We start from the raw sequence: 22840 nt of genomic DNA on the forward strand, positions 1-22840 counted from the left end.
GCCAAGACCCTCGTCGCGCTCGCGATCGGCATCGTGGTCGTCGGAGTCCTGTTCCTGATCGACGCCTTCGCGCCGACGCTCTTTCCGGCATCCCTCCCCACGCGCGCGCAGGACGGGCTCACCCTCGCGATCAGCGTGCTCATCGAGTCGCTGCCGTTCGTCGCCCTCGGCGTCGTGCTCTCGATCGTCGTGCAGGTGTGGGTGCCGCCAGGGGTCATCGAGCGATGGATGCCGAAACGCGCGTGGGCGCGGCGCGCCGTGCTGTCGCTGCTGGGCATGGTCGTGCCGGTGTGCGAGTGCGGCAACGTGCCGTTCGCCCGGGGACTGCTGATCCGCGGATTCTCGGTGCCCGAGACCCTCACGTTCCTCATCGCCGCGCCCATTGTGAACCCCATCGTGATCATCACGACGCACCAGGCGTTCGGGTTCAGCGACGGCATCCTCATCGCCCGTCTCGTCGGCGGCTATCTCGTCGCGAACCTCATCGGCTGGCTCTACAGCCGCCACCCGTCACCCGACGCGCTCCTCACCGACCGCTTCCGCGCCACGTGCGACCTCATCGCGCACGAGCCGGGAGGCAAGGGCAGGCGCAGCCTCGCCCAGTTCGTCGTCGAGCTGCGCGCGGTGATGCCCGCCCTCGTGATCGGCTCGGCGCTCGCCGGAGCGGTGCAGGTTCTCATCCCGCGCGAGATGCTCCTCGCGATCGGATCGAACCCCGCCCTCTCGATTGCCGCGATGATCGCGCTCGCGATGGTGGTTTCGATCTGCTCCAACGTCGACGCGTTCTTCGCGCTGTCGTTCGCGTCGACCTTCACACCCGGGTCGATCGTCGCGTTCCTGATCGTCGGGCCGATCGTCGACGTCAAGATGCTCGCGCTGCTGCGGACCACCTTCACGACGCGCACGCTCGTCGGCATCTCGACCGTCGTGATCCTGGCGGCCTTCGCCATCGGAGCGGTGGTGAACCTTGTCGCGTAGAGCGGAGTGGATCGGCACCCGGTGGCTCGGCGTGGGGCTCGCGTCGGTGCTCGCCGTCGTGACGCTGTCGCTCGCGCTCACGGGGCGTCTCGGGCTCTACATCAACCCCGATTCGACCTGGTTCGCGGTGTCGATGGCGGTCGTGGTGCTCGCGGGCGCCGTCGCTTCGTTCGCGCTGCCCCTCGGCGCCGAGTCCGACCACGGCCACGATCACGACGACGATCACGAACACTTCGTCGATCACCCCGCGGCGATCGCCGCCTCGGTCGTGGGCGGGGTCGCGGCATCCGGCGTCGTCGTCCTCACCCTCGTCCTGCCCCCCGCGTCGCTCTCGGCCGAGCTCGCGATGTCGCGCGACGTGGGTGCGCCGCCGCTGTTCGCGGGATCGGATGCCGTCACCCTCGCCGCGACCGGCGACACGGCCTCGTTCGGGGTCGGCGACTGGGCGACGGTGTTCGCGACGACGACCAACCCCGAAGCCTTCGACGGCGACCCCGTCGAGCTCGTCGGGTTCGTGACGCCCGGCGACCGCGGCGATTTCGGGCTCACGCGCCTCGTGATCACGCACTGCGTCATCGACGCGCAGCCGGCGAGCGTGCCGATCCTCGACGGGGGCGGCGTGCCCGACACCGGCCAATGGGTGTCGATCACCGGCACTGTGCGTTCGAGCTCGGACGGACGCCTCGCGATCGTCGCGGACGCGGTCGAGGAGATCCCCGAGCCCGAGGATCCGTATGAGTTCTGACGAGCCCGGCGCTCCGTCGCGGCGGACAGAGGGCCGCCGGCGCCGCGCCCGCGCGTTCGCCGTGTCGTTCGCCGCGGTCGTCGCGGCGCTCGCCGTCGTCGGCGTGGCCGGCGCGGCAGCCTCGGTCGCGCAGGGGCCCCGGGTCACCGACGTGCAGGTGGATCCGACAGCGGCGGTCGAGGCATCCGGTTCGCGGCTCATCGTCACCACGTCGCAGTCGCTCGCCGAGGTCGACCCCGCGCAGGTCACCGTCACGCCCGCGACGCCGTTCGCCGTCGACACGTCGGGCCGCAGCGTCGGCATCCGCTTCGCCCTGCCGCTGTGGGACGAGACCGAGTTCACCGTGCGGATCGACGGCGTGCAGGGATTCGGCGGGAGTCCTGAGACGACCATCACCGAGTCGTTCCGCACGCCGTCGCTGAGCGTGCATCTGCTGCAGCGCGGCGGCGGCGGCGAGGACGACACGATCTTCCTCACGGATCTGTCGGGCGACGAGGCCATGCCGGTGTTCACCCACCCGCACATCGAGGACTTCCGCGCGACGACGTCGCATCTGGTGATCTCGGTGCGCACCGACGACGATCAGGCGGGGCTCATCGTCACCGATCGCGGCGGCGTCGGCGCGCGCGAGCTGCCGCTTCCGGGCGACGGGTACATCTCGAACCTGCAGACCGCCGACCGCGGACAGCTCATCGGCTACACCTTCTCGGATGCCGACCTCGGCGCCACCGGCGGCCAGGAGAGCGTGCTCTACACCGCGTCACTGCAGAGCGAGGCGGCCGAGACCCCGCCGACGGCGGTCGAGATCGACGGCGCCGATCCCCGCGTCGCGGAGTGGCGGTTCGTGCCCGACACCGACAGCCTGCTGCTGCTGTCGTTCGACGGGTCGCTGCTGCTCACCGCGTCAGGTGGCGAAGGTGCGACGGCGCTCGGCGCGGCGGTGTCGATCGACGGCATCGCCCGCGGCTCGTCCGAGGCGGTCGTCGAGCGCGTCGACGAGGTCACCACGATCGACCTCACCGACGCGAGCGAAGAGCCGCTCGTCGAGCCTGTCCCGCCGCTCGGCGGCGTAAGCACGGTGACGCCCCTCCCCGACGGGTCGACGATCCGCACGGCCGCCGTGCTCGAAGCCGACGGCACCCCCACCGGTCGTACGTCGGTCACGCTCGTCGCGGCCGACGGAACGGCGAGTCTGCTGAGCGAGATCGCAGCGACCGACGCGGTGCTGCAGGTGTGCGCCTCGCCGAGCGCCCGGTACGTCGCGATCCTCGTTGCTCCGGATGCCGTCGCCAACCCCTACGACACCTACCTGCTGCCGCTGCCGGAGCGGGTCGAGACCCGCATCCTCGAGATCGGCGACGCAGCGGACGTCGTCTCGCTCGCCGGCTCGTCGATCTCGTGGTGTCAGGTGCCGCCGCTCTGACGCGCGTCCTCGGGATCGACCGGCTCGGCGGAGTCGTCCTCCGGACCGGCCGCGGGCGCGACCGTCGCCGGCAGCCCGCGCGAGAGCATGAGCGCCAGCACCGTCAGGACGAACACGAAGAAAAGCGACTGGCGGAGCGAATCGACCTGCGTGTCGGCGTAGGTCTGTGCGATCTCGGCGGCGACCTCTTCGCTGCCGCCGGCGTCGATCACGGCCTGCTCGGCCTGCTCCTGCGAGATGATCGGCGCCCCCTTCGAGGCGACCTCGACGACCTGCTGCTGCACGTCCGACGGCAGCGACGCGCTGTTCTGCACGGCGCTGGTGAAGCTCGAGGTGAGCAGCAGGATGAACACGGAGCCGACGATCGCGGTGCCGAACGACGAGCCCAGGTTCTGGAATGTCCCCTGGAGCCCGCCGACCTCCGACGTGTCGCCCTTGTCGACGGCAGACATGTTCACGTTGCCGAGCTGCGAGGCCAGCAGGCCGAAACCGGCGCCGACGATGAACATGCCGGTCGCGAACAGCCAGCCGGCAAGCTCGGGCTGCACGGCCGCGAACACGAGGAGAACGCCGATGCCGAGCGTGAGCTGCCCGATCGTGCTGAGGTTGCGCGCCGAGCGCACGGTCGACAGCCGCGATCCGACGACCGAGAACAGGATGAGCCCGAGCGACAGCGGCAGGATCTTCAGCCCGGTCTCGAGGGCGTCGTAGCCGAGCATCGTCTGCAGGTACACCGGCACGACGAAGAAGAGCGCGGCGATCGCGAAGTACTGCGCGAGGAACATCGTCAAGCCGCTGCGCAGCGCCGGGATCCGCAGCAGGCTCACCTTCAGCAGCGCCACGCGCCCGCTCTCCTCGAGATGGCGCTGGCGCACCATGAAGAGCCACAGCACCACGATCGCGATGACGATCATGTAGGCGACGGGCGAGATGCCCAGCGGGGCGAAGGGCGGATCCAGCGGCACGATCCAGCCCCAGTTCTTGGACTGCAGGATGCCGAAGACGAGGATCGCCATGCCGCTGGCCGACAGCACGACGCTCAGCAGGTCGATGCGCAGCGCCTTGTCACCGGGGACGTCCTTGATGCGGCCCGAGAAGATGAGCACGAAGATCATCACGACGGTCTCCGCCACGAAGACGTACCGCCAGGACGAGTACGTCGTCATGAAACCGCCGATGAGGGGGCCTGCCGCGGCGGCGAAGCCGGTGATCGCACCGAGGGCGGAGAAGGCGATGATGCGGTCGCGTCCGGTGTAGTTGATCGCCGCGAGCGCCGCGATCGCCGGAATGACCAGGATCGCGCCGAGACCCTCCACGAGAGACCATCCGAACATCAGCACCGTGAGGTTGGGACTCAGCGCCGTCGTGAGCGATCCGATGCCGTAGACGATCGAGCCGATGCGGAACGCCCTGCTGCGACCCCACTTGTCGCCGAGCTTGCCGCCCGTGAGCATGAACGCGGCCATCGTCAGCGCATAGAACGTGATGGCTGCCTGCATGCCCGAGATATCGGTGCCGAGGTCTTCGGCCACCGTCGAGATCGACACGTTCATCACGGTGCTGTCGAGCACCATCACGAACTGCGAGACGCCGAGCAGGATCAGGACGAACCATCGCTTCATGTCCGAATGCTAGTGGTGGCGACCACCCGGCGGATCGTTCGCCGCGGGTGACATCGGCGTGCATAGACTCGGCCCATGGCGGAGGCGACGTTTCTGCGGGCGCGTCGCAGCGACCTGGAAGGGCTGCCGGTCGAGGTCGCTCCGCGCCTTCTCGGGGCCATGCTGACGACCGTCGTCGACGGTGATACGGTCACGGTGCGCCTCACCGAGGTCGAGGCGTATCACGGGCAGGGCACGGGTCTCGTTCCCGATCCGGGCTCGCATGCGCGCAGCGGTGAGACCGCGCGCAACGCCACGATGTGGGGGGAGCCGGGGCACCTGTACGTCTACCTCAGCCACGGCATCCATTCGTGTGTGAACGTCGTGTGCGCTCCCGCGGGTGTCGCCGGCGGCGTGCTCCTGCGCGCGGGCGAGGTCGTGGTGGGGACGGATGCCGCGTCCCGGCGTCGACCGGCCACGCGAGGTGCGAGAGACCTCGCCCGGGGCCCCGGGCGCCTCGGCGCGGCGGTAGGGCTGCGGCATCCGCGCCATGACGGGATCGACGCGATCACCGGTGGCGAACTCGCCGGCGCCGTCGCGCGGCTCGACCTGCGGACGGATCCTCTCGGCGACGCCGCGATCGCCACCGGACCCCGGGTGGGCGTCGCGGGTGTCGCGGGGACGAATGACTTCCCGTGGCGCTTCTGGATCGACGGAGACCCGACGGTGTCGGCGTTCCGCTGGGGTCGAGGCGCGCTCAGCGCAGCGACGTCACCGCGGTGAACGATGTGCGCAGCGCCCGCATGTTCTTCTCGTAGCGCGCTGCGAGGAAGATGAGGAGGGCCCCGCCGATGCCCAGCCACAGCCACCACGGCACGAAGGTGTAGCCCGCCGAGATCCAGGGCCACAGCTGCGAGATCGCGTGGATGAGCAGCACCGCCGAGCCGAGCACGAGCGGCGCCTGGAGCCGCCATACCGCTCCGGCCACGACGATCGCGATCGACACGACGCCGAGCCCGACCACCCGCCACAGTTCGCTGGGGCCGAAGTCGTGCAGCAGCGACGGGACGAGCAGCATCGCGAGTCCGGGGCCGAGGGCCGGCCACGAGCGGGTCGCCGGGTCGCGCACCAGGGCGCGCGCGCCGAGCGCCAGCATCCCGATCGCCAGGGGGATCGTCACAAGCTCGACGGGACGCAGCGCGAACGCGGTCAAGGCGAGGATGCCGAAACTGCCCGCGAGCACTGCCGACGCCACCGCGAGTGCGAGCCCGAGGCGCTTTCGCCACACGACGCCGATGATTCCGAACGTGGTGAGAGCGGTCATCGTGAAGACGGTGCGGAGCTGGTCCGCGCCGGTTCCGGTGCCGGTGCCGGCACCGACCTGCAGGAGTTCCGCAGCGGTGAACAGCACCACCGCCGCGGCGAAGCCGAAGCCGACGATGAGTCCGGCGGGGGCTTCGCTCGGCGTGCCGGCGCTCGCGCGCAGCGCCATGATGCCGATCGCGGCCGTGATCGCGAGCCCCACGAGGGCCCAGAGATCGGGCTCGATCGCGACGACGTCTCCGACGAACCGGGCGAGCTCGAAGATCCGAGAGGCGATCGCGACGACGGCCCCGGCGAATCCGGCGACGGCCAGGACCGATCCCCAGTCTCTCCAGCGCTCGAGCCCGATCAGGGCGGCTCCGCCGACTCCGACGACCCCGGCGACGCTCACGGTGATGACGGTGCGCGCGAGGTCGCCGTCGCCGAACACGATCGCGGTCGCAATGAGGAGGGCGGCGCCGGCGGCCGCGATCACCGTCGACGGCGCGTTCCGGGCGAACGAGCGGCGCCAGACCATCGCGGCGGAGACGAGGAGCGCCCCGGCACCGGCAAGGCTCGCCGCGAGTTCGAGCAGCGGGAAGGTCGAGGGCTCGAGCGCGCGTACGCCCATGAGCACCGCGGCGGCGGTCAGCACGACGGCCGATGACGAACGCACGGCTCGAGCGCCGCTCCCCGGAGCCAGGACCGCCACGAGTGCGAGCACGAGCGCGACGCCGATGACGAGCCACAGTCGCAACGGCTCGACCGGTGAGATGATGCTCGGCAGCACGGCGAGGCCGAGGCCCGCGAGCCACACGAACTGCTCCGCGGGCGAGACGGCCTGCCCGTGACGATGCTGTCGCCACTGGGCGACCGCCGAACCCGCGAGGACGACGGCGGCGAGCGGCAGGGACACGACCTCGACCACGACGACCCCGTCGACGGTCGCGACACCGAAGAGCACGCCGGCGACGGCGAAGGCAGTTGCGCCGGCGAGGCTCGCCCACCGGGTCGCCGCATCGAACGGGGTGCGGTCGACCGCGGCTGCCGCGAGGTGGAGGGCCGCGAGCACTGTGAGCGCGATGCCGACGACCCACGGGTCGTCGGCGGCCGGGAGGGCCGCGATCACGGTGACGGCGAGGGCGACCGAGGGAACGAGACGTGCGTACAGCGCAGCCGTTCCGACGCGGGCGACACCCCACGCCGAGGCGTACGCGGTCGCGACCAGCAGGAGCAGCCACGCAACCGTGAGAGGCGCCTCGAAGGGGGCCGGATTCACCGCCCTTTCGACGCTCGCGAACGCCAGGGCGACCAGCGCGGTGGTTGCGCCGGCCAGGGCGGGGATGCGCGCGCGCAGCGCGGGCGTCAGGGTGAGGGCGAGGCACAGCACAGCGGCCACGAGAGCGATGACGACGCTGCGGATCGGCGCTGTGGACCACGTGACGGCGACGGGCACGATCAGGCCGAGGGTGAACGACAGGCACACCGCGACGGCGGACTCGACGTGGCGGCGAAGCCACACGAGCAGCGCGGCGAAGACGAGGAGTCCGGCCGCCGGCGGGATCACATACGCCTCGATGAGGAGCGACCCTGCGTCGGGGGACGCGGCGAGTCCCCACCACAGGGCAGCGGTGGCGCCGGCGAATGCTGGCCACACGAGCAGGCGCCGCGGCGCCTGTGCGGTGATGACGCCGTCGACGCGGGTCGACGGCACCCCGACCGTGTGGGCGGCCGCAGGCCCCGCCCATCCGCGCGTGATCGACGCGCCGACGAAGCCCGCCGCGATCACCAGCAGGATCGCCCAGCCGGGTTCGGTGGTCGCGTCCCACGCGAGAGCGAGCACCGCGGCGAGGGCGCCGAGATCGACGAAGGTGCGGATGCCGGGAAGCGCCCGTCGGTCCCCATCCGGCGCATGGAGCCGAGGATTTGCAGGGTGCCGCATCGACCAGAGGGCGGCGACCCAGACGACGACGACGGCGGCGCCGGTCGTCGCGAGCGGTCGCGCTCCGTGCTGCTCGGCGCCGAACGTGCAGGCGACCGCGAAGGCGAGGCTCGCCGCGAGCGGGGCGACCAGCAGTGCGGCGCCCGACGATGCCGTCGCATCGAGGCGGGTGCGGCCGAGTGCGATGAGGGCCACCAGCACCAGGAGCGCCGCCGATCGGACGATCCCCAGTGCGGGTTCGCCCGCAACCGGCGCGGTCGCGCCGACCACGACGTCGAAGGCGCCGCGGCCCAGAAGCCCGTCGATGGCGTGCGGCAGCAGGGAGGCGGCGAACAGCACATATCCCGACCAGGCCGCTGCCCGGCGGGTCGGCAGACCGCTCGGAACCACGACGGCGCACAGGACCGCGACAAGCGCGATCCACTGCAGCAGCACGAAGGCCACGAGCGGGTTCGGCGGCGTGCCGGTGGCGGCGCCGAACGCCGCCGGCGCGAGGAACGCCGAGATCGTGGCGACGGCCGCCGAGGTCACCGTCAGCGCTGCAGCGATGGTGCCGGTCGGCCGCACGATCGCCTGCGCGACGATCGGCACGCCGACGGCCACCGCGATGCCGACGAGCCACAACCCGGGCGTGGCCGTGCCGGCCGTGAATGCGGTTGCCGCAGCGATGCCCGCCGCGACCGCGGCGCCGATGCGTACCGACGGCCGCGTCAGTGCGGCCGCCGCTGCCACCGCGACGAGCGTCGCAGCGCCCACGAGGACGCTCGGGATCGCGACGACGGCGACGCCGGTGAGCACGACGACGGCCGCGGCGATCACCCGAACGTGCCGCAGGCGCGGGGCGCCCAGCGTGGGAGCCGCGAACAGCAGCGCGGCGATGACGATCCCGGCGAAGGCCGCCAGCAGCGCGCCGTCGGGCTGCGAGGCCGGGGTCGCGAAGGCGTCCGTCAGCCAGGTCGTCCACCCCGACGCGATCGCGATCGTGGCGAGTGCTCCCCACAGGAGGACCGCGGCGACGAGGCTCAGTGCGCCCAGTGCACCCGCTGCGATGCGGGCGACCGACAGGCCGGGGAGGCGCCGGTGTGCGCGGTCGAGGACGACCGGCACGGCCACGGCGACCACCGGCCCGAGAAGCAGCGTGTACACCGGCAGGTCGCCTCGGTAGGCCACCTGCCAGCCGACGAGTGTCGCGACCGTCGCAGCGGTGGCGGATGCGGTCGCCGCGAGTGCCGTCGCGGCCGGGAGAGCCTCTTCGTCGAGTCGAGGCCGCAGCATCCACGCATGGACCGCGCCGAGCACGACGATCGCCCCGCCGCTCCACAGCGGCACCGCGATGCTGTCGGGTGAGGCGATGAACGCCACGATCGCCGCCGCGACGAGCGCTGATACGCCGACGACCGCGAGTGCGGTCCGCTCGGGCACGGCGTCGGGGCGAGCACGAGCCGACGACCACGGAGCCGGCAGCGCGTGCAGGAGTCCGCCCGCCGCCGCGCCGAGGAGGCCCGCGGTGATCGCCTCAGCGGTCGGCAGCCCCGAGATGCCGCCGATGAGCAGTCCGATGCCGACCGGGAGTGCGAGCACGGCGGCGATGTCGGGGCTGCGCAGCCCCGAGAGCTTCGCCCACACGCGGCAGAGCACGCCGACGACGATCACGCCGATGCCGGCGTAGACGGGGCCTGAGACCTGGCCCGCGCCGAAGAAGTCGTTCGCACGGACGGCCCATGCGTCGAGTCCCAGCAGCAGCACGCCGAGCACCGCGATGCCCTCGGCCGTGGCGGTGAGCGAGCGGCGGCGCAGCAGCGATGCGATCCCGATGGTGGCGACCGTGATCGCGCCGATGATGAGCGCGCGCACCGCGATCCCCCACTGGAACCACGCGTACACGAGGAAGAAGATCGCCGCGATCCCGACGAGCGACACCCCGACGATCAGCAGCAGCACCGGAACGCTCAAGCGGCGTCGAGGGGCGGGTGCGACGACGGATGCCGCGGCCGGCGTCGCCGCGGCCGCCGGTGTCGGGGCGAGGTGTGGTTTCGTTTGCGATTCGACGGTGACGAGTGTGGGCACGGGAACGTGCTCGACCCGAAGTGGCTCCGGCGCCAGCTCCCAGGGCTCCGGCTCCGGTTCCGGCTCGGTTTCGGGTTCCGGCTCGGGTTCGGGTTCGGGTTCGACGTATGGCGGCGGCGCGGGCACGCTCGCCTCTCTGAGCGTCTCGATGACGACCTGCCGCTCCGCCTCGAGGGCGATCATCCTGCGGCCGATCTCGAGGAGCCTCGCCGCGCGCGGATCGCCGAGCTCGAGACCGCACGCGTCGCAGGTCGCGCGTGTGAGCGGCGTGAAGCAGGAGGGGCACATGTGCGCGTCGGCGAGATCCTGAGGTGATCCCGGCCACATCGTCGTGCCGTCGTCTGGGTGTGCCATCTTCACTCCCCGCAAGGTCGTGGTGACTCATGGTGGCACCACCCGCATGCCGCGACCCGCATAGACGCGTTCGGCTGTGGGCGACCCGGGCCCGCCGCGAGTCCGGGCGGCAGCTTCCCGCGTGCTAGACTGAATCTTTGTCTGCGCGCACTCCAGCACGCAGTTCGCATCCCACACCCTCCACAGGCCGGTCACGGTCCGCTGAGGCGCGGGGTGCAGACAAGGGATCTTGGGTGGGGCCGTCCGGCCTCACGGTACTAAGGAGACATCACTATGGCAGCAGTGTGCCAGGTGACTGGAGCAGTTCCCGGCTTCGGTCACAACATCTCGCACTCGCACCGCCGGACGAAGCGCCGCTTCGACCCGAACGTGCAGAAGAAGACCTACTTCGTTCCGTCGCTGGGTCGCAACATCAAGCTCAACGTCTCGGCGAAGGGCATCAAGGTCATTGACGCACGCGGCATCGAGTCCGTCGTCAAGGACATGCTCGCGAAGGGGGTGAAGCTCTGATGGCCAAGAAGGCTCAGGACGTTCGTCCGATCATCAAGCTGCGTTCTACCGCCGGCACGGGCTACACCTACGTGACGCGCAAGAACCGCCGCAACAACCCCGACCGCATCGTGCTGAAGAAGTACGACCCGGTCATCCGCAAGCACGTCGAATTCCGAGAGGAGCGCTGATCCATGGCTAAGAAGAGCAAGATCGCGCGCAACGAGCAGCGTCAGGTGATCGTCGATCGCTACGCCGCCAAGCGTGCGGAGCTGAAGAAGGCGCTCGTGTCGCCGACGTCCACCGACGAGGAGCGCGAAGCCGCTCGCATCGGCCTGCAGAAGCTTCCCAAGAACGCTTCGCCGGTTCGCGTGCGCTCGCGCGACGTCATCGACGGCCGCCCCCGCGGTGTCCTCACGAAGTTCGGCATCTCGCGTGTCCGCTTCCGTGACATGGCACACCGTGGCGAGCTGCCCGGCGTGACCAAGTCGAGCTGGTAAGCACCCACGGCATGTGAAGGGCCCGGAGTTCCTCGGAACTCCGGGCCCTTCCGCGTCCCACCACCCGGCGTCCCACAACCCGGCGCCGAGTGCACAGCTTGCCTGCGAGCGCGCGGGTTGCCCGCGCGGGCAGGTCGTGCACTCGCGGGTAAGTCGTTCACTCGCGTGCAGGCGAGGGTGGCGGTGGACGTCGGAGCCGGCCGCTACCATCACCAGCATGGTCGCCGCGCACGAGGTCAAGCCGCTCACTCCCGAGACCTTCCCGGCGTGGCTGGCGCTCGCCGAGAAGCACAACGGGGTCTGGGGCGGGTGCTACTGCTCGTACTTCCACGGCGACACCGAGGAGACCGTGAAGAGCGAGTACGACGGGCCGACATTCAAGCAGCGACTCGTCGAAGAGGGCGTCGCGCATGCGGCGCTCGTCTTCGACGGCGACGACGCGATCGCGTGGTGCGAGTACGGAAGTCCGATCGAGCTGCCGAACATCTATCACCGCAAGCAGTACGACGCGGGCGAGTCCAACCCGGCGCCCTGGCGCATCACGTGCTTCTTCGTCGACCGCGATCATCGGCGGTCGGGAGTGGCACGCGAGGCGCTGGACGGCGCACTCGACCTGATCGCCCAGGCCGGCGGAGGCGAAGTGGTCTCGTTCGCCAATGAGCTCGCCCCGGGCAAGAGGACGTCGTCCTCGTTCCTCCACAACGGCACGAGGGCCATGTTCGAGAAGGCGGGATTCACGTTCGAGCGTCACATCGGCAAGAGCAAGACCGTGATGCGCAAGACGGTCCCGTCGGCCCACAGCTGACGTGGAGAGCGGCATCCCCAGGGCATCGTGCTCGCCCGGCGCCGCTGAGCACTCACCGAGCGACACTGAGTCGGCGGCTCGGCGCGGTGCGTCCGAGCCGCCGACAGCAGTGCGGACTGGTTGAGTGCGTCAGTCGCCGCAGAGGCCTCGGGCGGTGGCGTTCTTGGCCGCGCCGCCGACGGCCTTGACGACCTCGCCGACCCCCGTGAATCCGAGGGCGCCCTCGGTGTTGATGGTCTTGTGGATCTGGCCGAAGCAGGCAGCGTCTGCGGGCGCGGCGTTGGCGGTGCCGGCGAAGCCGAACACGGCGAGAGCGACGATCGCTCCGGTGGCGAGAATGCGCTTCATTGGACTTTCCCCTCCTGGAAGGCAGGTGCGTTTCACCCGCTAAGACGTAGTTCTCTCCGGCACATCGTTTTGGATGCAGCTCGGATGATTCGTCCCTCGCGGATGCCGGGGTGGAAGGATCGGACGGGTGACCCATGACCTCCGAGCCCTGTGGGACGCGGAAGCGGCGGCCTTCGACGACGCGGCCGACCATGGTCTCCGGGATCCCGAGACCCGTCGTGCATGGGCGGATCTGCTGCTTCCCGTGTTCGGCGGTCGTGGGCGCAGGGTTGCCGACCTCGGGTGCGGCACAGGATCGCTCTCGGTGCTGCTGGCTGCCGAGGGCGGTCACTTCGTCAGCGGTGTCGACTTCTCACCGGAGATGGTGCGCCGGGCCCGGGCGAAGTCTGTCGACACCGTCCCGGAACCCGTCTTCGTGGATGGCGACGCCGCGAACCCGCCGCTTGAGGCGGGGGTCTTCGATGTCGTTCTGTCGCGCCACGTCTTGTGGGCGATGCCCGATCCGGCCGCAGCCCTGCAGAAGTGGATCGAGCTGCTCACCCCGAGCGGCATCCTGATACTCGTCGAGGGTCGATGGCACACCGGAGTCGGCCTCTCTGCCGACGCATGCACAAGACTCGTCCGCGCCCGTGGAAGGACCGTCGAGGTGCGGATGCTGGATGATCCGGCATACTGGGGCGGCCCGATCTCCGACGAGCGGTACCTGATCGTCAGCTCGAGCTGATGCCTCCCCGGCCCACACGCCAGACGACGCAGACTGCTGCGTGACGGCATCCTGAGTGCGATCTGCGTCGTCTCGGCGAGGGGATTCCAGCGCTACCGGTTCTTCACCCTCGAGACCGCGTCGGTGTTCTCGACCCGATTGCTCGCCGCCCGCTTGTCCGCCTTGGCGGTGCGCTTCTCTTTGAGGGTTTTGGCGGGCGCAGTCTTGCCGCCCTCTTTCCGTGTGGACTTCTCACCCATGGTCGTGCTCCTTCGAGAGCCACGGTGACCCCGTGTGCCTGACGGTACACGCAGTGTGCGCGGTCGTCGCACCGCTCCTCACGTGATCGGGTGCGTCCGGCCGGTGGCGCCGGGATCTGCGGCGTCGAGGTGGCTCGTGATCGCGCGGGTCACCGCCCGCATGTTCGGGTAGGGGAACGGGTGCCCGGCGCCCTCCAGCCACAGTCCCCTGGCCTGCGGGATCGCAGCCGCGAGCCGGCGCCCGTGATCGATCGGCACGAACGCGTCGTTCGTCCCGTGGATCACGAGGGTGGGCGCCGTGATCGTGCCGAGCAGCGGATAGCGGGATCGCGTCACGGTGACGGCGACCTGGTGCTGCCGCAGCGCACGGAGATCGAGCCCGCCTCGTTCGCGGAGGTCGTACAGAACGACCTTGGTCCACCCCTCCACGTCGACAGGTTCGTCTCCTCCCTGCGCGACCAGGCCGGCGAGGACCTCCTTCACGAGGTTGGCTTCACCGCCCATCACGCGGTACCGCAGCAGCGGAAGACCCGCCAGTGCGGACCTGAGCATCGGCCACAGCTGCGGGCCGGGCATGGATGCGTCCGTCGGATCGGCCGATGTCGACATCAAGGTGAGCGACTGAACCCGCTCGGGATGTGTGATCGCGATCTCCTGAGCGACGAACCCTCCCAGCGACAACCCGATCACATGAGCGCGGTCGATGTGGAGGGCATCGAGGACGGCGATCGCGTCTCCGGCCATGTCGAGGAGAGAGTATGGATGCTGCCGCCTCCAGTCCGGCATCCGACTCGACGCACCGGTGCCGCGCTGGTCGTACCTGACCAACCGGTATCCCGCCGCCGACAGCGCGCGCAGGAACGAGGGTGGCCAGTACAGCGAGCTGGCACCGAGCGCGATGTTGAGCAGCACGACGCCCTTCTCGACGCCGACGGCGGGGATCGACTCGTACCAGATCCGGACGCCTGCGGACTGCGCGTACCCCGACTCGCCGACGACGACTCCCGTCACGGTGCCGGCGCGGATGCGGGCGATCGTCGCGTCGGTGCCCGGCGGCAGACGCGGGGTCCGCAGCGCAAGCAATGCGATGAGTCCGGCCAGCCCCAGCGCTGCCGTTGACGCCGCCACCCACTTCCTCATCGGCCCACTCTCGCACGCACGAACAGCAGAAGGCCCGCAGATCGCGAGATCTGCGGGCCTTCTCTTTCCGTATCCCACCGCGGACACCGGATCCCCGGTGAGAGACGCTCTCGCCTCTCACCCGGGATCCGGCCTCCGTGGCGGCCGGTGCTACTTCGCCGCCTCGACGACCGCGTGCGAGGTCGCCCACTCGAGCGCGTAGTCGGCGATCTCCTCCCAGCCGTCCTGGCTGACCAGGCGGTGGGTGCGGCCCGGGTAGGTCTTGTAGTCGACGACGGCGGGGCTGCCGGTGGCGTGGTACTTCTTCACGATCGCCTCGCCGATCGCCGGCGGCACGACGTGGTCGATCTCGCCGGTGATGATGAGCAGCGGGGCGCGGTCGGCGCGGGAGTAGTCGACGTGGGTGACGCCGCCCTTCTCGTTGAGCACCGACAGCACGCCCTCGAAGAACACCCGGTTGTACGAGTTCACGGCGAACTCCTCCCACAGCTTGTCGGACTCCTCGCGGGGAAGGTCGTTGCCGAACGTGAAGTGGAAGTGGCGCTTCGACAGCGGCTTGGCGCCGTTGCGGCCGAAGGGATTCGCCAGGATCGGCGTGCCGGTCCACAGGGTCGACAGCGGCAGCGCGGTGACGCCCGCGGTCTGACCCGGCGCGACGCCCACGTAGGCGACGCCGAGGCCGCGGTCGGCGAGCATCTGGGTGAGGACGCCGCCGAACGAGTGGCCGATGATGATCGGCTTCTCGGGGAGCTCGCGGATGATCCGCTCGTAGTTGTCGGCGATCTGCTTGAGGCCGATCCCCTTGAGGGCAGCGGGGTTGTTGCGGATGTCTTCGACCGTGCGGTCGTCGATGCCGGGCCACCCCGGGACGATGACGTGGTGGCCGGCGGCGCGGAAGCGCTCTGCCCACGTGTCCCAGCTCTTCGGGGTCATCCAGAGTCCGTGGATCAGGACGATGGGGGTCTTGGTGGCGGTGTTCTCGTTCATTTCGATCTCCTTGAGGTGTCTTGCGGTGGGGTTCCGGTTCCTGGCGGTTCCGGCTGATGTGACCTACGATAGACCGAACGTTCTATCTACACAAGACTATTCCCAATAAATCTTTCCGACGCCGCAAAGTGGCACGATGGACACCCGAGGAGAACCCCATGAGCCCCACCCCTGCACGCACGACGACGCGCCCCTCCCCTGCCCGCCAGAGACTCCTGGATGCCGCCACCGCACTCTTCTATGCGGAGGGCATCCACGCGGTCGGCGTCGACCGGATCATCGACGAGGCCGGCGTCACACGGGCGACGATGTACAAGCAGTTCGAGGGCAAGGAAGGTCTCGTCCTCGCCTATCTCGAGGGTGAGGATGCCGGACTCCGTGGACTGTTCGCCCAAGCCGCCGACGCCTCGGACGACCCCGAGGTGCTCCTCGACCTCGTCGTGGCGGGGATCGAGCAGGACATCCGCGAGCACCACACCCGCGGCTGCCCCTTCATCAACGCCGCCGCCGAGTATCCGCGCGAGGGGCCGGTGCGCTCGCTGATCTCCGATCACCGCGACTGGTTCCGCGCGACGCTCGAGCAGCTTGCGACGGCGGCGGGGCTCGATCAGCCGGCCGACGTGGCGGCATCCCTCGTCCTCCTCCGCGACGCCGCCCTCGTCGGGGGCTACCTCGACGGCGAGGATCGGGTCGCTCCCGCGTTCGCCCGAACCGCCCGCGGAGTCATCGCCGCGCACCGTCCGTAGGCGGCGTTCGGGGCGCTGAGTGCCGTTCACACCGGCCACAGGAGTCACTTCTGACCCCGACACGCCGTGCGGAACGTCGAGAAAGCCCGGAAATCCGCGGTTCTGTCGGCGATGTCAGGTACATTCGAGGCGGTCGATCCGACCAGCCGGGGGGCGAATGCCATCCGGTCCGAGCAATGAAAAGGCGGCGGTTCCGCCGCCTTTGGAGGACAATCCCCATGGCCGACAAGTCCATCACCAAGACCGAACTCGTCGCGAGCATCGCGAGCGCGACCGGGCAGAGCCAGTCCGCCGTGTCGGGCGTGCTCGACTCCCTCTTCGCCACCGTCTCGGAGGCCGTCGCCAAGGGAAGCAAGGTCGCGATCCCCGGCTGGATCTCGTTCGAGCAGGTCGCCACGTCCGCTCGCACCGGCCGCAACCCGCAGACCGGCGAAGAGATCAAGATCCCCGCCGGCAAGCGCGTCAAGGTCACCGCGGGCTCGAAGCTGAAGGCCGCCGTCAAGTAGACGCGTGACGGATCAATGCCGCGCGAAGCCCGGCGTTGATGCGGCTCGGGTCTAGATCGAGTAGCGCGCCAGCGCGTATCGAGATCTCGAGCAGATTTCAGAGGGGGGTGCCGCCGCGCGGCATCCCCCTCTCTCTTTCCCCACCCCCAGTCGATTACGGACGGAACACGCCGCGCGCCTGACCACCGGCCGCGGCGTGTCTTGTCCGTAAACGGCTGGAGGTGGGGCGGGAACGGCGAGCACAGGGGGGAACGTAGGCTGGAGGGGTGAACCCCCGCGCCCTGCGGGCCGCAGGGCCCGTCATCCTCATCGTGTCCGCGCTCGCGGTGCTGGTGTGGGCGCTCGCGTACGGTGGCGGCGCCGCTCCTCTCGCCATCGGCGACCCGGGGCCGATCGCCCGCTGGGGGCTCCCCACGGCGAAGCTCTTCGTGAACCTGTCGGCCGCGGGCATGGCCGGAGTCCTCGTCACGGCGCTGTTCACACTGCGTGCCGGCGAGCACGAGTTCGATCTTGCACTGGATGCGGCATCCGTCTCCGCCGCGATCTTCACAGTGTCGGCCGCGGCGACGGGCTTCCTCACCTTCATCGACGCGTTCAACCCCGCGATCGACGCGGGACCCCAGTTCGGCGCGCAGCTGGGGCGCTTCCTCGTCGAGACCGAGGTCGGCCGCACGTGGCTCATCACGACCGTCGCCGGTGCCGCCCTCACGGTGCTCACCTTCGCGGTGCGGTCGTGGACGGCGACCCTCTTCGTCGCCGTCCTCGCACTCGCGTCCCTCGTGCCGATGGGAACGCAGGGTCATTCGGGCGAAGAGGCTTTCCACCACGAGGCCATGACGGCCCTGATCCTCCACATCATCGCCGCCGCAGTGTGGCTGGGCGGGCTCCTGCTCATGGTGGTGGTGCGGCCACTGCAGGATCGCGAACGCAACGCGAACACCCTCGCCCGCTACTCGAGCATCGCGCTCGCGGCCTTCGTCGTCGTCGCCGTTTCGGGAACGGTGCGCGCGGCGATCGGGCTGCAGTCGTGGGACGCGCTGCTGTCGCCGTACGGGCTCATCCTCATCGTCAAGATCGTCGCCCTCGTCGCGCTCGGCGCGCTCGGCGCCTGGTATCGCGCGCGGCTCATCGGCAATCTCAGATCGGATGCCGCCTCCCGCGTCTTCTGGACGCTCATCGCGTTCGAACTCGCGCTCATGGGCGCCGCGAGCGGTGCGGCAGCCGCGCTCGCGCGCACGCCCCCGCCCTCGCCCGCGACGCTTCCATCCGAGCTCACGCCGGCCGAGGTGCTCACCGGCGCGCCACTGCCCCCCGAGCTCACCCCGGAGCGCTGGCTCACGTCGTGGAACATCGATCTGCTGTGGGCGGTGATCGCCGGGTTCGCCGTGTTCTTCTACCTCGCGGGCGTCCTGCGCCTGCACCGGCGCGGCGACGCGTGGCCGATCTATCGCACGATCCTGTGGGTTGCCGGCATGGGGCTTCTCGTGTGGGTGACCGGCGGGGTGGTCAACGTCTACCAGGACTACCTGTTCAGCATCCACATGGTGGGGCACATGCTGCTGACCATGGCGATCCCCCTGCTGCTGGTCGCGGGCGCCCCCGTGACCCTCGCGGCGCGCGCGATCCGCAAGCGCGACGACGAGACCCGAGGCGGGCGCGAGTGGATCCTATGGGCCGTGCACTCGCCGGTCGCGCGCGTGCTCACGAACCCGTTCGTCGCGGCAGGCTTGTTCATCGGGTCGCTGTGGGTCTTCTACTACACCGATCTGTTCCGCTGGACGCTGTACGACCACCTCGGTCACGAGTGGATGATCGCGCACTTCCTCATCACCGGGTACCTGTTCGTGCTGACGCTCATCGGCATCGACCCGGTGCCGTACCGGCTGCCCTACGCGGGGCGACTGGTGCTCCTCATCGGCATCATGGCGATGCACGCGTTCTTCGGCATCGCCATCATGATGCAGTCGGGGCTCATGGTCGCCGAGTGGTTCGGGTCGATGGGGCGCACGTGGGGTGCGACCCCGCTCGAGGACCAGTACGCCGGCGGCGGCATCGCGTGGTCGATCGGCGAGATCCCGACGCTGATCCTCGCGATCACCGTCGCGATCCAGTGGAGCCGCACCGATGCCCGCGATCAGAAGCGCCGCGACCGGCACGCCGATCGCACGGGGGACGCCGAACTCGAGGAGTACAACGCGCGGCTCGCGGCGCTGGCCGAACGCGACGCACGGCAGCGCTGAGCATCGCCGCCGGCCTCAGGGACTCGCGCTGGTGTCGGGGCCGCCGACGGTGATCGACACGCTGCCGTCGGGGTTCACGGTGATTCCGCCGGTGAGGATGAACGGCACGTCTTCGCTCACCTCGGTCACGGTCCCGTCGAACAGCGAGAGGACGTCGACGTCGATGCGCGCCGTCGCCTCGGTGGGCGGGATGCGCCAGCCCGCGCCGTCGGGCTCGACGGCGATCACCGGCTGCTCGGCGATCGACCACTGCGGCAGCGAGTCGATGCGGTCCTGCACGACGTAGCCGAAGGGGCATGCGGTGGGCTGCAGCACCTCCTGCACGGCGCACTCGGTCAGGAAGTCCTCGACCCGCTCCTGCACGATCGCGACGAACGCCTCGGTCGGCTGCGCCTGGATCTCGACGGGGATCTCGTGCAGCGGAGCATCGGACAGCACCGCCGCCCCCGGCGTCGCCGAGATCGCGGTGTCGACCGAGACCGAGTACAGGCCGGGCGAGAACATCAGCAGCGGGATCGGGGCGAGGGGATCGGCATCCACCCCATCGGGCGAGACCTGGCGCTTGTCGATCTCGAAGCCGTTCACGATGAACTTCATCGAGCCGTTCACGACGAGATCCATCACGGCGAGGGGACTCGTCGCGAAGCGCCACGTGGGGGCGGGGCCGACCGACCCCTCGCGGGCGACGTCGAAGGTGGTGGTTCCGGGGATGCCGCCGGCCTTGTAGGTGACCGTCACGCGAGTGACGCCGCCGTCCGTCGTCTCGGAGATCACATCGATCTCGGTGAGTGTCGCCAGCGCGGTCGGGCGCAGGAGCGCCTCGGAGGCCTGCGGTGTGAGGCCCGCCGCCTCGAGGTCGACCGAGTCGACGGTCACGCCGGGAACGGCCAGCGCCTCGGCGGCGCGGCCGTCTGCCAGCATCCCGACATAGCGTTCGACGAAGGCGGTCGGGCTGTAGAACTCGCGGTAGATCGTCGCGACCGCCGCCCACACCGCGCCGGCGAGGAGCACCCCCACGATCGCGAGCAGCGTCAGATCGACGGCGAGACGGCGGGCGCGACGCGGGCGGGGTGCGCTCGGCTCCCCCGGGTCGTGCGCCCCTTGGTCCACCAGCCCAGTCTAGGAAGTCGCGGCGACTCTCCACGGATGCGGCGGGCGGGCACGGTGAGCGGGGTTCGCGTGACTACCATGTACCGGTGACCACGCCTCCCCTCTCGGCCGAGCAGGAGGCCCTGTTCCGCCTGATCGAGGACACGCGCGAGCACGTCTTCGTCACCGGACGCGCCGGCACCGGCAAGTCGACGCTCCTGCAGCACCTCGCGTGGCACACGAAGAAGCAGATCGCGGTGTGCGCACCGACGGGGGTCGCGGCGCTCAACGTCGAGGGGCAGACGATCCACTCGCTCTTCCGCCTTCCCATCGGCCTGATCGCGAACGGCGAGATCGATCAATCGGATGCTGCGCGCAAGATCCTGAACGCGATCGACACGCTCGTGATCGACGAGATCTCGATGGTCAACGCCGACCTCATGGACGCGATCGACCGGTCGCTGCGGCAGGCGCGCGGCCGCCGCGCCGAGCCGTTCGGCGGCACCCAGATCGTGATGTTCGGCGATCCGTACCAGTTGGCGCCGGTGCCACCGCGTGGCGACGAGCTGCGCTACATCCGCGACCACTACCGCTCGTTCTGGTTCTTCGACGCGAGGGTGTGGGTGGGCGAGGCCGCCGGCGACGGGATCATCGACATCGGCTCGTACGGCGCCGACCTGCATGTGCGCGAACTCGTCGACATCCACCGGCAGGCCGACCCCGCGTTCAAGGCGATGCTCAACGCGGTGCGGCACGGGCGCGTCACCGCCGACATCGCGAAGATCCTCAATGACACCGGGGCCCGGACGCCCCCCGACCCCGCCGACGGCGAGCACCCGATCATCACGCTCGCGACCCGCAACGACATCGTGAACAACATCAACCGGCGGCACCTCACCGAGCTCATCGGCCGTGAGCAGACCGCGACCGCCGAGATCACGGGCGACTTCGGGCGCGGCGAGGCGTCGTATCCGGCCGACGTCGATCTGAAGCTCAAGGTCGGCGCGCAGGTGATGTTCCTGCGCAACGACACGCAGTCGTTCGGCGAGCCGCCGCGGTGGGTGAACGGCACGATCGGCACCGTCACCCGGATCGCGGGCGGCACGGTGCGCGTCGACGTCGACGGCGACGAGTTCGACGTCGAGCCGGCGGTGTGGGAGAGGTTCCGCTACGCCTACGACGCCGGATCGAAGTCGCTCTCGCGCGAGATCGTGGCCGAGTTCACCCAGTTCCCGCTGCGGCTCGCGTGGGCCGTGACGATCCACAAGTCGCAGGGCAAGACCTATGACAGGGCGGTCATCGACCTGGGCTCGGGCGCCTTCGCGCCGGGGCAGACGTACGTGGCGCTGTCGAGGCTGACATCGCTGGACGGACTGTACCTGTCGCGTCCGCTGCGCCCGAGCGACATCCGCGTCGACCCGGACGTCGCGCGCTGGATGGCGGGCGCTTCGCGCCCGTCCCCCGCGTCCTGAACGCATGCCTCCTCGGCGAGACTGCAGTGGAGCGCCGAGACCGCAACCGCGGGCCGAAGTCTCGGCGCTCGGTTGAAGTCTCGCGAGGGAACGGAGGTCAGGCGACCGCCGACGCGTTCGCCTTCGCCGAAGCGAGGTCGTCGAAGAGCTCGGTGTTGAAGCGATACGCCAGCAGGACCTCGTCGATCACGCGGTCCTGCTCCTCGGCGTCCCACGGCGCCGCGTCGAGCTGCTCGCGGTAGACCTCCTTGAACGCCTTCGGGTCGGCGATGTCGTCGAAGAGGTAGAACCCGATGCCGTTCGTCTCGAAGCCGAAGCGGCGCGCCATCAGCCGACCGATGAACTGCCCGCCCGAGAGATCGCCGAGGTAGCGCGTGTAGTGGTGCGCGACGAAGCCGCCCGCCCATGTCGCGCCGACCTCGTTGATGCGGTCGACGTAGCGACGGGTGGTTTCGAGCGGGGTGACGGTCTCGCGCCAGTCCGGCCCCACGAGGAACTCGAGGTCGGCCTCGAGCGCCGGAAGGCGCGTGAGCTTGTCGGTGATGAAGACGGCGGCGACCGGGTCGTTGCGCATCTGATCGGCGGTGCGCTCGAGTGCCTCGTAGATGAACCAGTGCTGGACGACGAGGGCGACATAGTCCTCGCGCGTTCCCTCGCCCTTCATGAGATCGGCCATGAAGCCGGCGTGCTCACTCGAGGAGTGCGCGCGGCTGGAACGCTCGCGCAGCGCGGTGGAGAACGGGATCGGGTCGCTCATCCCGTCATTGTAGGGGACTTAGGGCGTCCTAACCTAGCGTGCGATCTCGCTGTGGCTCGCCGTCACGCGTGGGGACGGGGAGTGATGCCGAGGCGCCGGCACGCTTCGTCGTACAGCGCCACGATCTCGCGGCGAACCTCAGGACGCTCGGTGATGGCGCCGCCCGGCCACGGGGCGGTCACCTCGATGACGTCGCCGCCTGCGAGGTCTGCCCGCCAGGTGCCCCCCTCGCCGTCGAAGTCGGTCATCGAGGCCGCGGAGATGGCGGCGGAAGTGTCGGCGTCGGGCGCGAAGGCGCGAGCGATGAGCAGGTTGTCGCCGGCGTGGTCGCCGTTCATGTGCCCGAGCACGCCGGCCAGCGCGGCGTCGTCGAATCGATACGTCAT

At 70.1% G+C, this 22840-nt stretch carries 22 protein-coding genes; 13 read left to right on the top strand and 9 right to left on the bottom strand.

Annotation, left to right across the window (positions count from 1 at the left end):
- The first annotated feature begins 33 nt into the window (after positions 1 to 33).
- The 3 genes from FFS15_RS07890 to FFS15_RS07900 are packed head-to-tail and all read left to right on the top strand — an operon-like array spanning position 34 to position 3146.
- Positions 34 to 978: a permease gene (locus FFS15_RS07890; RefSeq protein WP_249353865.1), complete on the top strand. Its 945-nt coding sequence runs from the start codon at positions 34 to 36 to the stop codon at positions 976 to 978.
- Positions 968 to 1723, top strand: coding sequence for a TIGR03943 family protein (locus FFS15_RS07895; RefSeq protein WP_249353842.1), 756 nt, complete (start codon positions 968 to 970; stop codon positions 1721 to 1723). The genes FFS15_RS07890 and FFS15_RS07895 overlap by 11 nt, the downstream gene beginning before the upstream one ends.
- Entirely contained in the window at positions 1713 to 3146 is a 1434-nt protein-coding gene (locus FFS15_RS07900; RefSeq protein ID WP_137844475.1) for a hypothetical protein, read from the top strand. Before FFS15_RS07895 ends, FFS15_RS07900 begins: the two co-directional genes overlap by 11 nt.
- On the opposite strand, the gene FFS15_RS07905 is transcribed toward FFS15_RS07900, so the two are convergent.
- Positions 3128 to 4768, bottom strand: a complete 1641-nt coding sequence (locus FFS15_RS07905) for an MFS transporter (protein ID WP_137844476.1) — start codon at positions 4766 to 4768, stop codon at positions 3128 to 3130. The genes FFS15_RS07900 and FFS15_RS07905 overlap by 19 nt on opposite strands.
- 75 nt (positions 4769 to 4843) lie before the next feature.
- Here FFS15_RS07905 and FFS15_RS07910 point away from each other — a divergent pair, with 75 nt between their 5' ends.
- The gene (locus tag FFS15_RS07910) at positions 4844 to 5530 is read left to right on the top strand and encodes a DNA-3-methyladenine glycosylase (RefSeq protein ID WP_137844477.1); all 687 of its coding nucleotides are present in this window, start codon (positions 4844 to 4846) and stop codon (positions 5528 to 5530) included.
- Here FFS15_RS07910 and FFS15_RS07915 read toward each other — a convergent pair.
- Positions 5505 to 10412, bottom strand: coding sequence for a hypothetical protein (locus tag FFS15_RS07915; protein WP_171013123.1), 4908 nt, complete (start codon positions 10410 to 10412; stop codon positions 5505 to 5507). The genes FFS15_RS07910 and FFS15_RS07915 overlap by 26 nt on opposite strands.
- Positions 10413 to 10685: 273 nt before the next feature.
- Here FFS15_RS07915 and rpmB point away from each other — a divergent pair, with 273 nt between their 5' ends.
- The 4 genes from rpmB to FFS15_RS07935 all read left to right on the top strand — a co-directional run bounded on the left by rpmB (position 10686) and on the right by FFS15_RS07935 (position 12206).
- On the top strand, positions 10686 to 10922 hold the full coding sequence (rpmB, locus tag FFS15_RS07920; protein WP_127473561.1) for a 50S ribosomal protein L28: 237 nt from the start codon (positions 10686 to 10688) through the stop codon (positions 10920 to 10922).
- Positions 10922 to 11092, top strand: coding sequence for a 50S ribosomal protein L33 (gene rpmG, locus FFS15_RS07925; RefSeq protein WP_005051772.1), 171 nt, complete (start codon positions 10922 to 10924; stop codon positions 11090 to 11092). The genes rpmB and rpmG overlap by 1 nt, the downstream gene beginning before the upstream one ends.
- Positions 11093 to 11095: 3 nt before the next feature.
- Positions 11096 to 11401, top strand: coding sequence for a 30S ribosomal protein S14 (rpsN, locus tag FFS15_RS07930; RefSeq protein WP_137844479.1), 306 nt, complete (start codon positions 11096 to 11098; stop codon positions 11399 to 11401).
- Between the two features lie 217 nt (positions 11402 to 11618).
- Positions 11619 to 12206, top strand: coding sequence for a GNAT family N-acetyltransferase (locus FFS15_RS07935; RefSeq protein ID WP_137844480.1), 588 nt, complete (start codon positions 11619 to 11621; stop codon positions 12204 to 12206).
- Positions 12207 to 12335: 129 nt separating this feature from the next.
- Here FFS15_RS07935 and FFS15_RS07940 read toward each other — a convergent pair whose 3' ends face one another.
- Positions 12336 to 12554 carry a hypothetical protein gene (locus FFS15_RS07940; RefSeq protein WP_137844481.1) on the bottom strand — a complete coding sequence of 73 codons (219 nt, stop codon included), beginning with the start codon at positions 12552 to 12554 and terminating at the stop codon, positions 12336 to 12338.
- A gap of 127 nt (positions 12555 to 12681) precedes the next feature.
- On the opposite strand from FFS15_RS07940, the gene FFS15_RS07945 reads away from it, so the two are divergent.
- A complete protein-coding gene (locus FFS15_RS07945; protein WP_137844482.1) occupies positions 12682 to 13278 on the top strand; it encodes a class I SAM-dependent methyltransferase in 597 nt (198 codons plus the stop codon).
- Positions 13279 to 13370: 92 nt separating this feature from the next.
- Here FFS15_RS07945 and FFS15_RS18605 read toward each other — a convergent pair whose 3' ends face one another.
- The 3 genes from FFS15_RS18605 to FFS15_RS07955 form a co-directional block, all read right to left on the bottom strand.
- On the bottom strand, positions 13371 to 13517 hold the full coding sequence (locus FFS15_RS18605) for a hypothetical protein (RefSeq protein WP_171013125.1): 147 nt from the start codon (positions 13515 to 13517) through the stop codon (positions 13371 to 13373).
- Positions 13518 to 13595: 78 nt separating this feature from the next.
- Entirely contained in the window at positions 13596 to 14657 is a 1062-nt protein-coding gene (locus FFS15_RS07950) for an alpha/beta hydrolase (protein ID WP_137844483.1), read from the bottom strand.
- 150 nt (positions 14658 to 14807) lie between these two features.
- Entirely contained in the window at positions 14808 to 15644 is an 837-nt protein-coding gene (locus FFS15_RS07955; protein ID WP_137844484.1) for an alpha/beta hydrolase, read from the bottom strand.
- 158 nt (positions 15645 to 15802) lie between these two features.
- Between FFS15_RS07955 and FFS15_RS07960 the strand changes: the two genes are divergently transcribed.
- From FFS15_RS07960 to FFS15_RS07970, 3 genes are all read left to right on the top strand, one after another.
- Entirely contained in the window at positions 15803 to 16390 is a 588-nt protein-coding gene (locus tag FFS15_RS07960) for a TetR/AcrR family transcriptional regulator (RefSeq protein WP_137844485.1), read from the top strand.
- Positions 16391 to 16608: 218 nt separating this feature from the next.
- Positions 16609 to 16896 (top strand): HU family DNA-binding protein, encoded by a 288-nt coding sequence (locus tag FFS15_RS07965; RefSeq protein WP_137844486.1) that lies wholly within the window; start codon positions 16609 to 16611, stop codon positions 16894 to 16896.
- A gap of 266 nt (positions 16897 to 17162) precedes the next feature.
- A complete protein-coding gene (locus FFS15_RS07970; RefSeq protein ID WP_137844487.1) occupies positions 17163 to 19136 on the top strand; it encodes a cytochrome c oxidase assembly protein in 1974 nt (657 codons plus the stop codon).
- Positions 19137 to 19151: 15 nt separating this feature from the next.
- On the opposite strand, the gene FFS15_RS07975 is transcribed toward FFS15_RS07970, so the two are convergent.
- Entirely contained in the window at positions 19152 to 20246 is a 1095-nt protein-coding gene (locus tag FFS15_RS07975; protein WP_137844488.1) for a hypothetical protein, read from the bottom strand.
- A gap of 86 nt (positions 20247 to 20332) precedes the next feature.
- Here FFS15_RS07975 and FFS15_RS07980 point away from each other — a divergent pair, with 86 nt between their 5' ends.
- The gene (locus FFS15_RS07980) at positions 20333 to 21697 is read left to right on the top strand and encodes an AAA family ATPase (protein ID WP_137844489.1); all 1365 of its coding nucleotides are present in this window, start codon (positions 20333 to 20335) and stop codon (positions 21695 to 21697) included.
- A gap of 97 nt (positions 21698 to 21794) precedes the next feature.
- Here the strand turns inward: FFS15_RS07980 and FFS15_RS07985 are convergent, their stop codons facing one another.
- Positions 21795 to 22454: a biliverdin-producing heme oxygenase gene (locus tag FFS15_RS07985; protein WP_137844490.1), complete on the bottom strand. Its 660-nt coding sequence runs from the start codon at positions 22452 to 22454 to the stop codon at positions 21795 to 21797.
- A gap of 62 nt (positions 22455 to 22516) precedes the next feature.
- Positions 22517 to 22840, bottom strand: coding sequence for a DUF2470 domain-containing protein (locus FFS15_RS07990; RefSeq protein WP_137844491.1), 324 nt, complete (start codon positions 22838 to 22840; stop codon positions 22517 to 22519).

This window comes from Microbacterium sp. 2FI (assembly GCF_005502885.1).
Classification (GTDB): domain Bacteria; phylum Actinomycetota; class Actinomycetes; order Actinomycetales; family Microbacteriaceae; genus Microbacterium.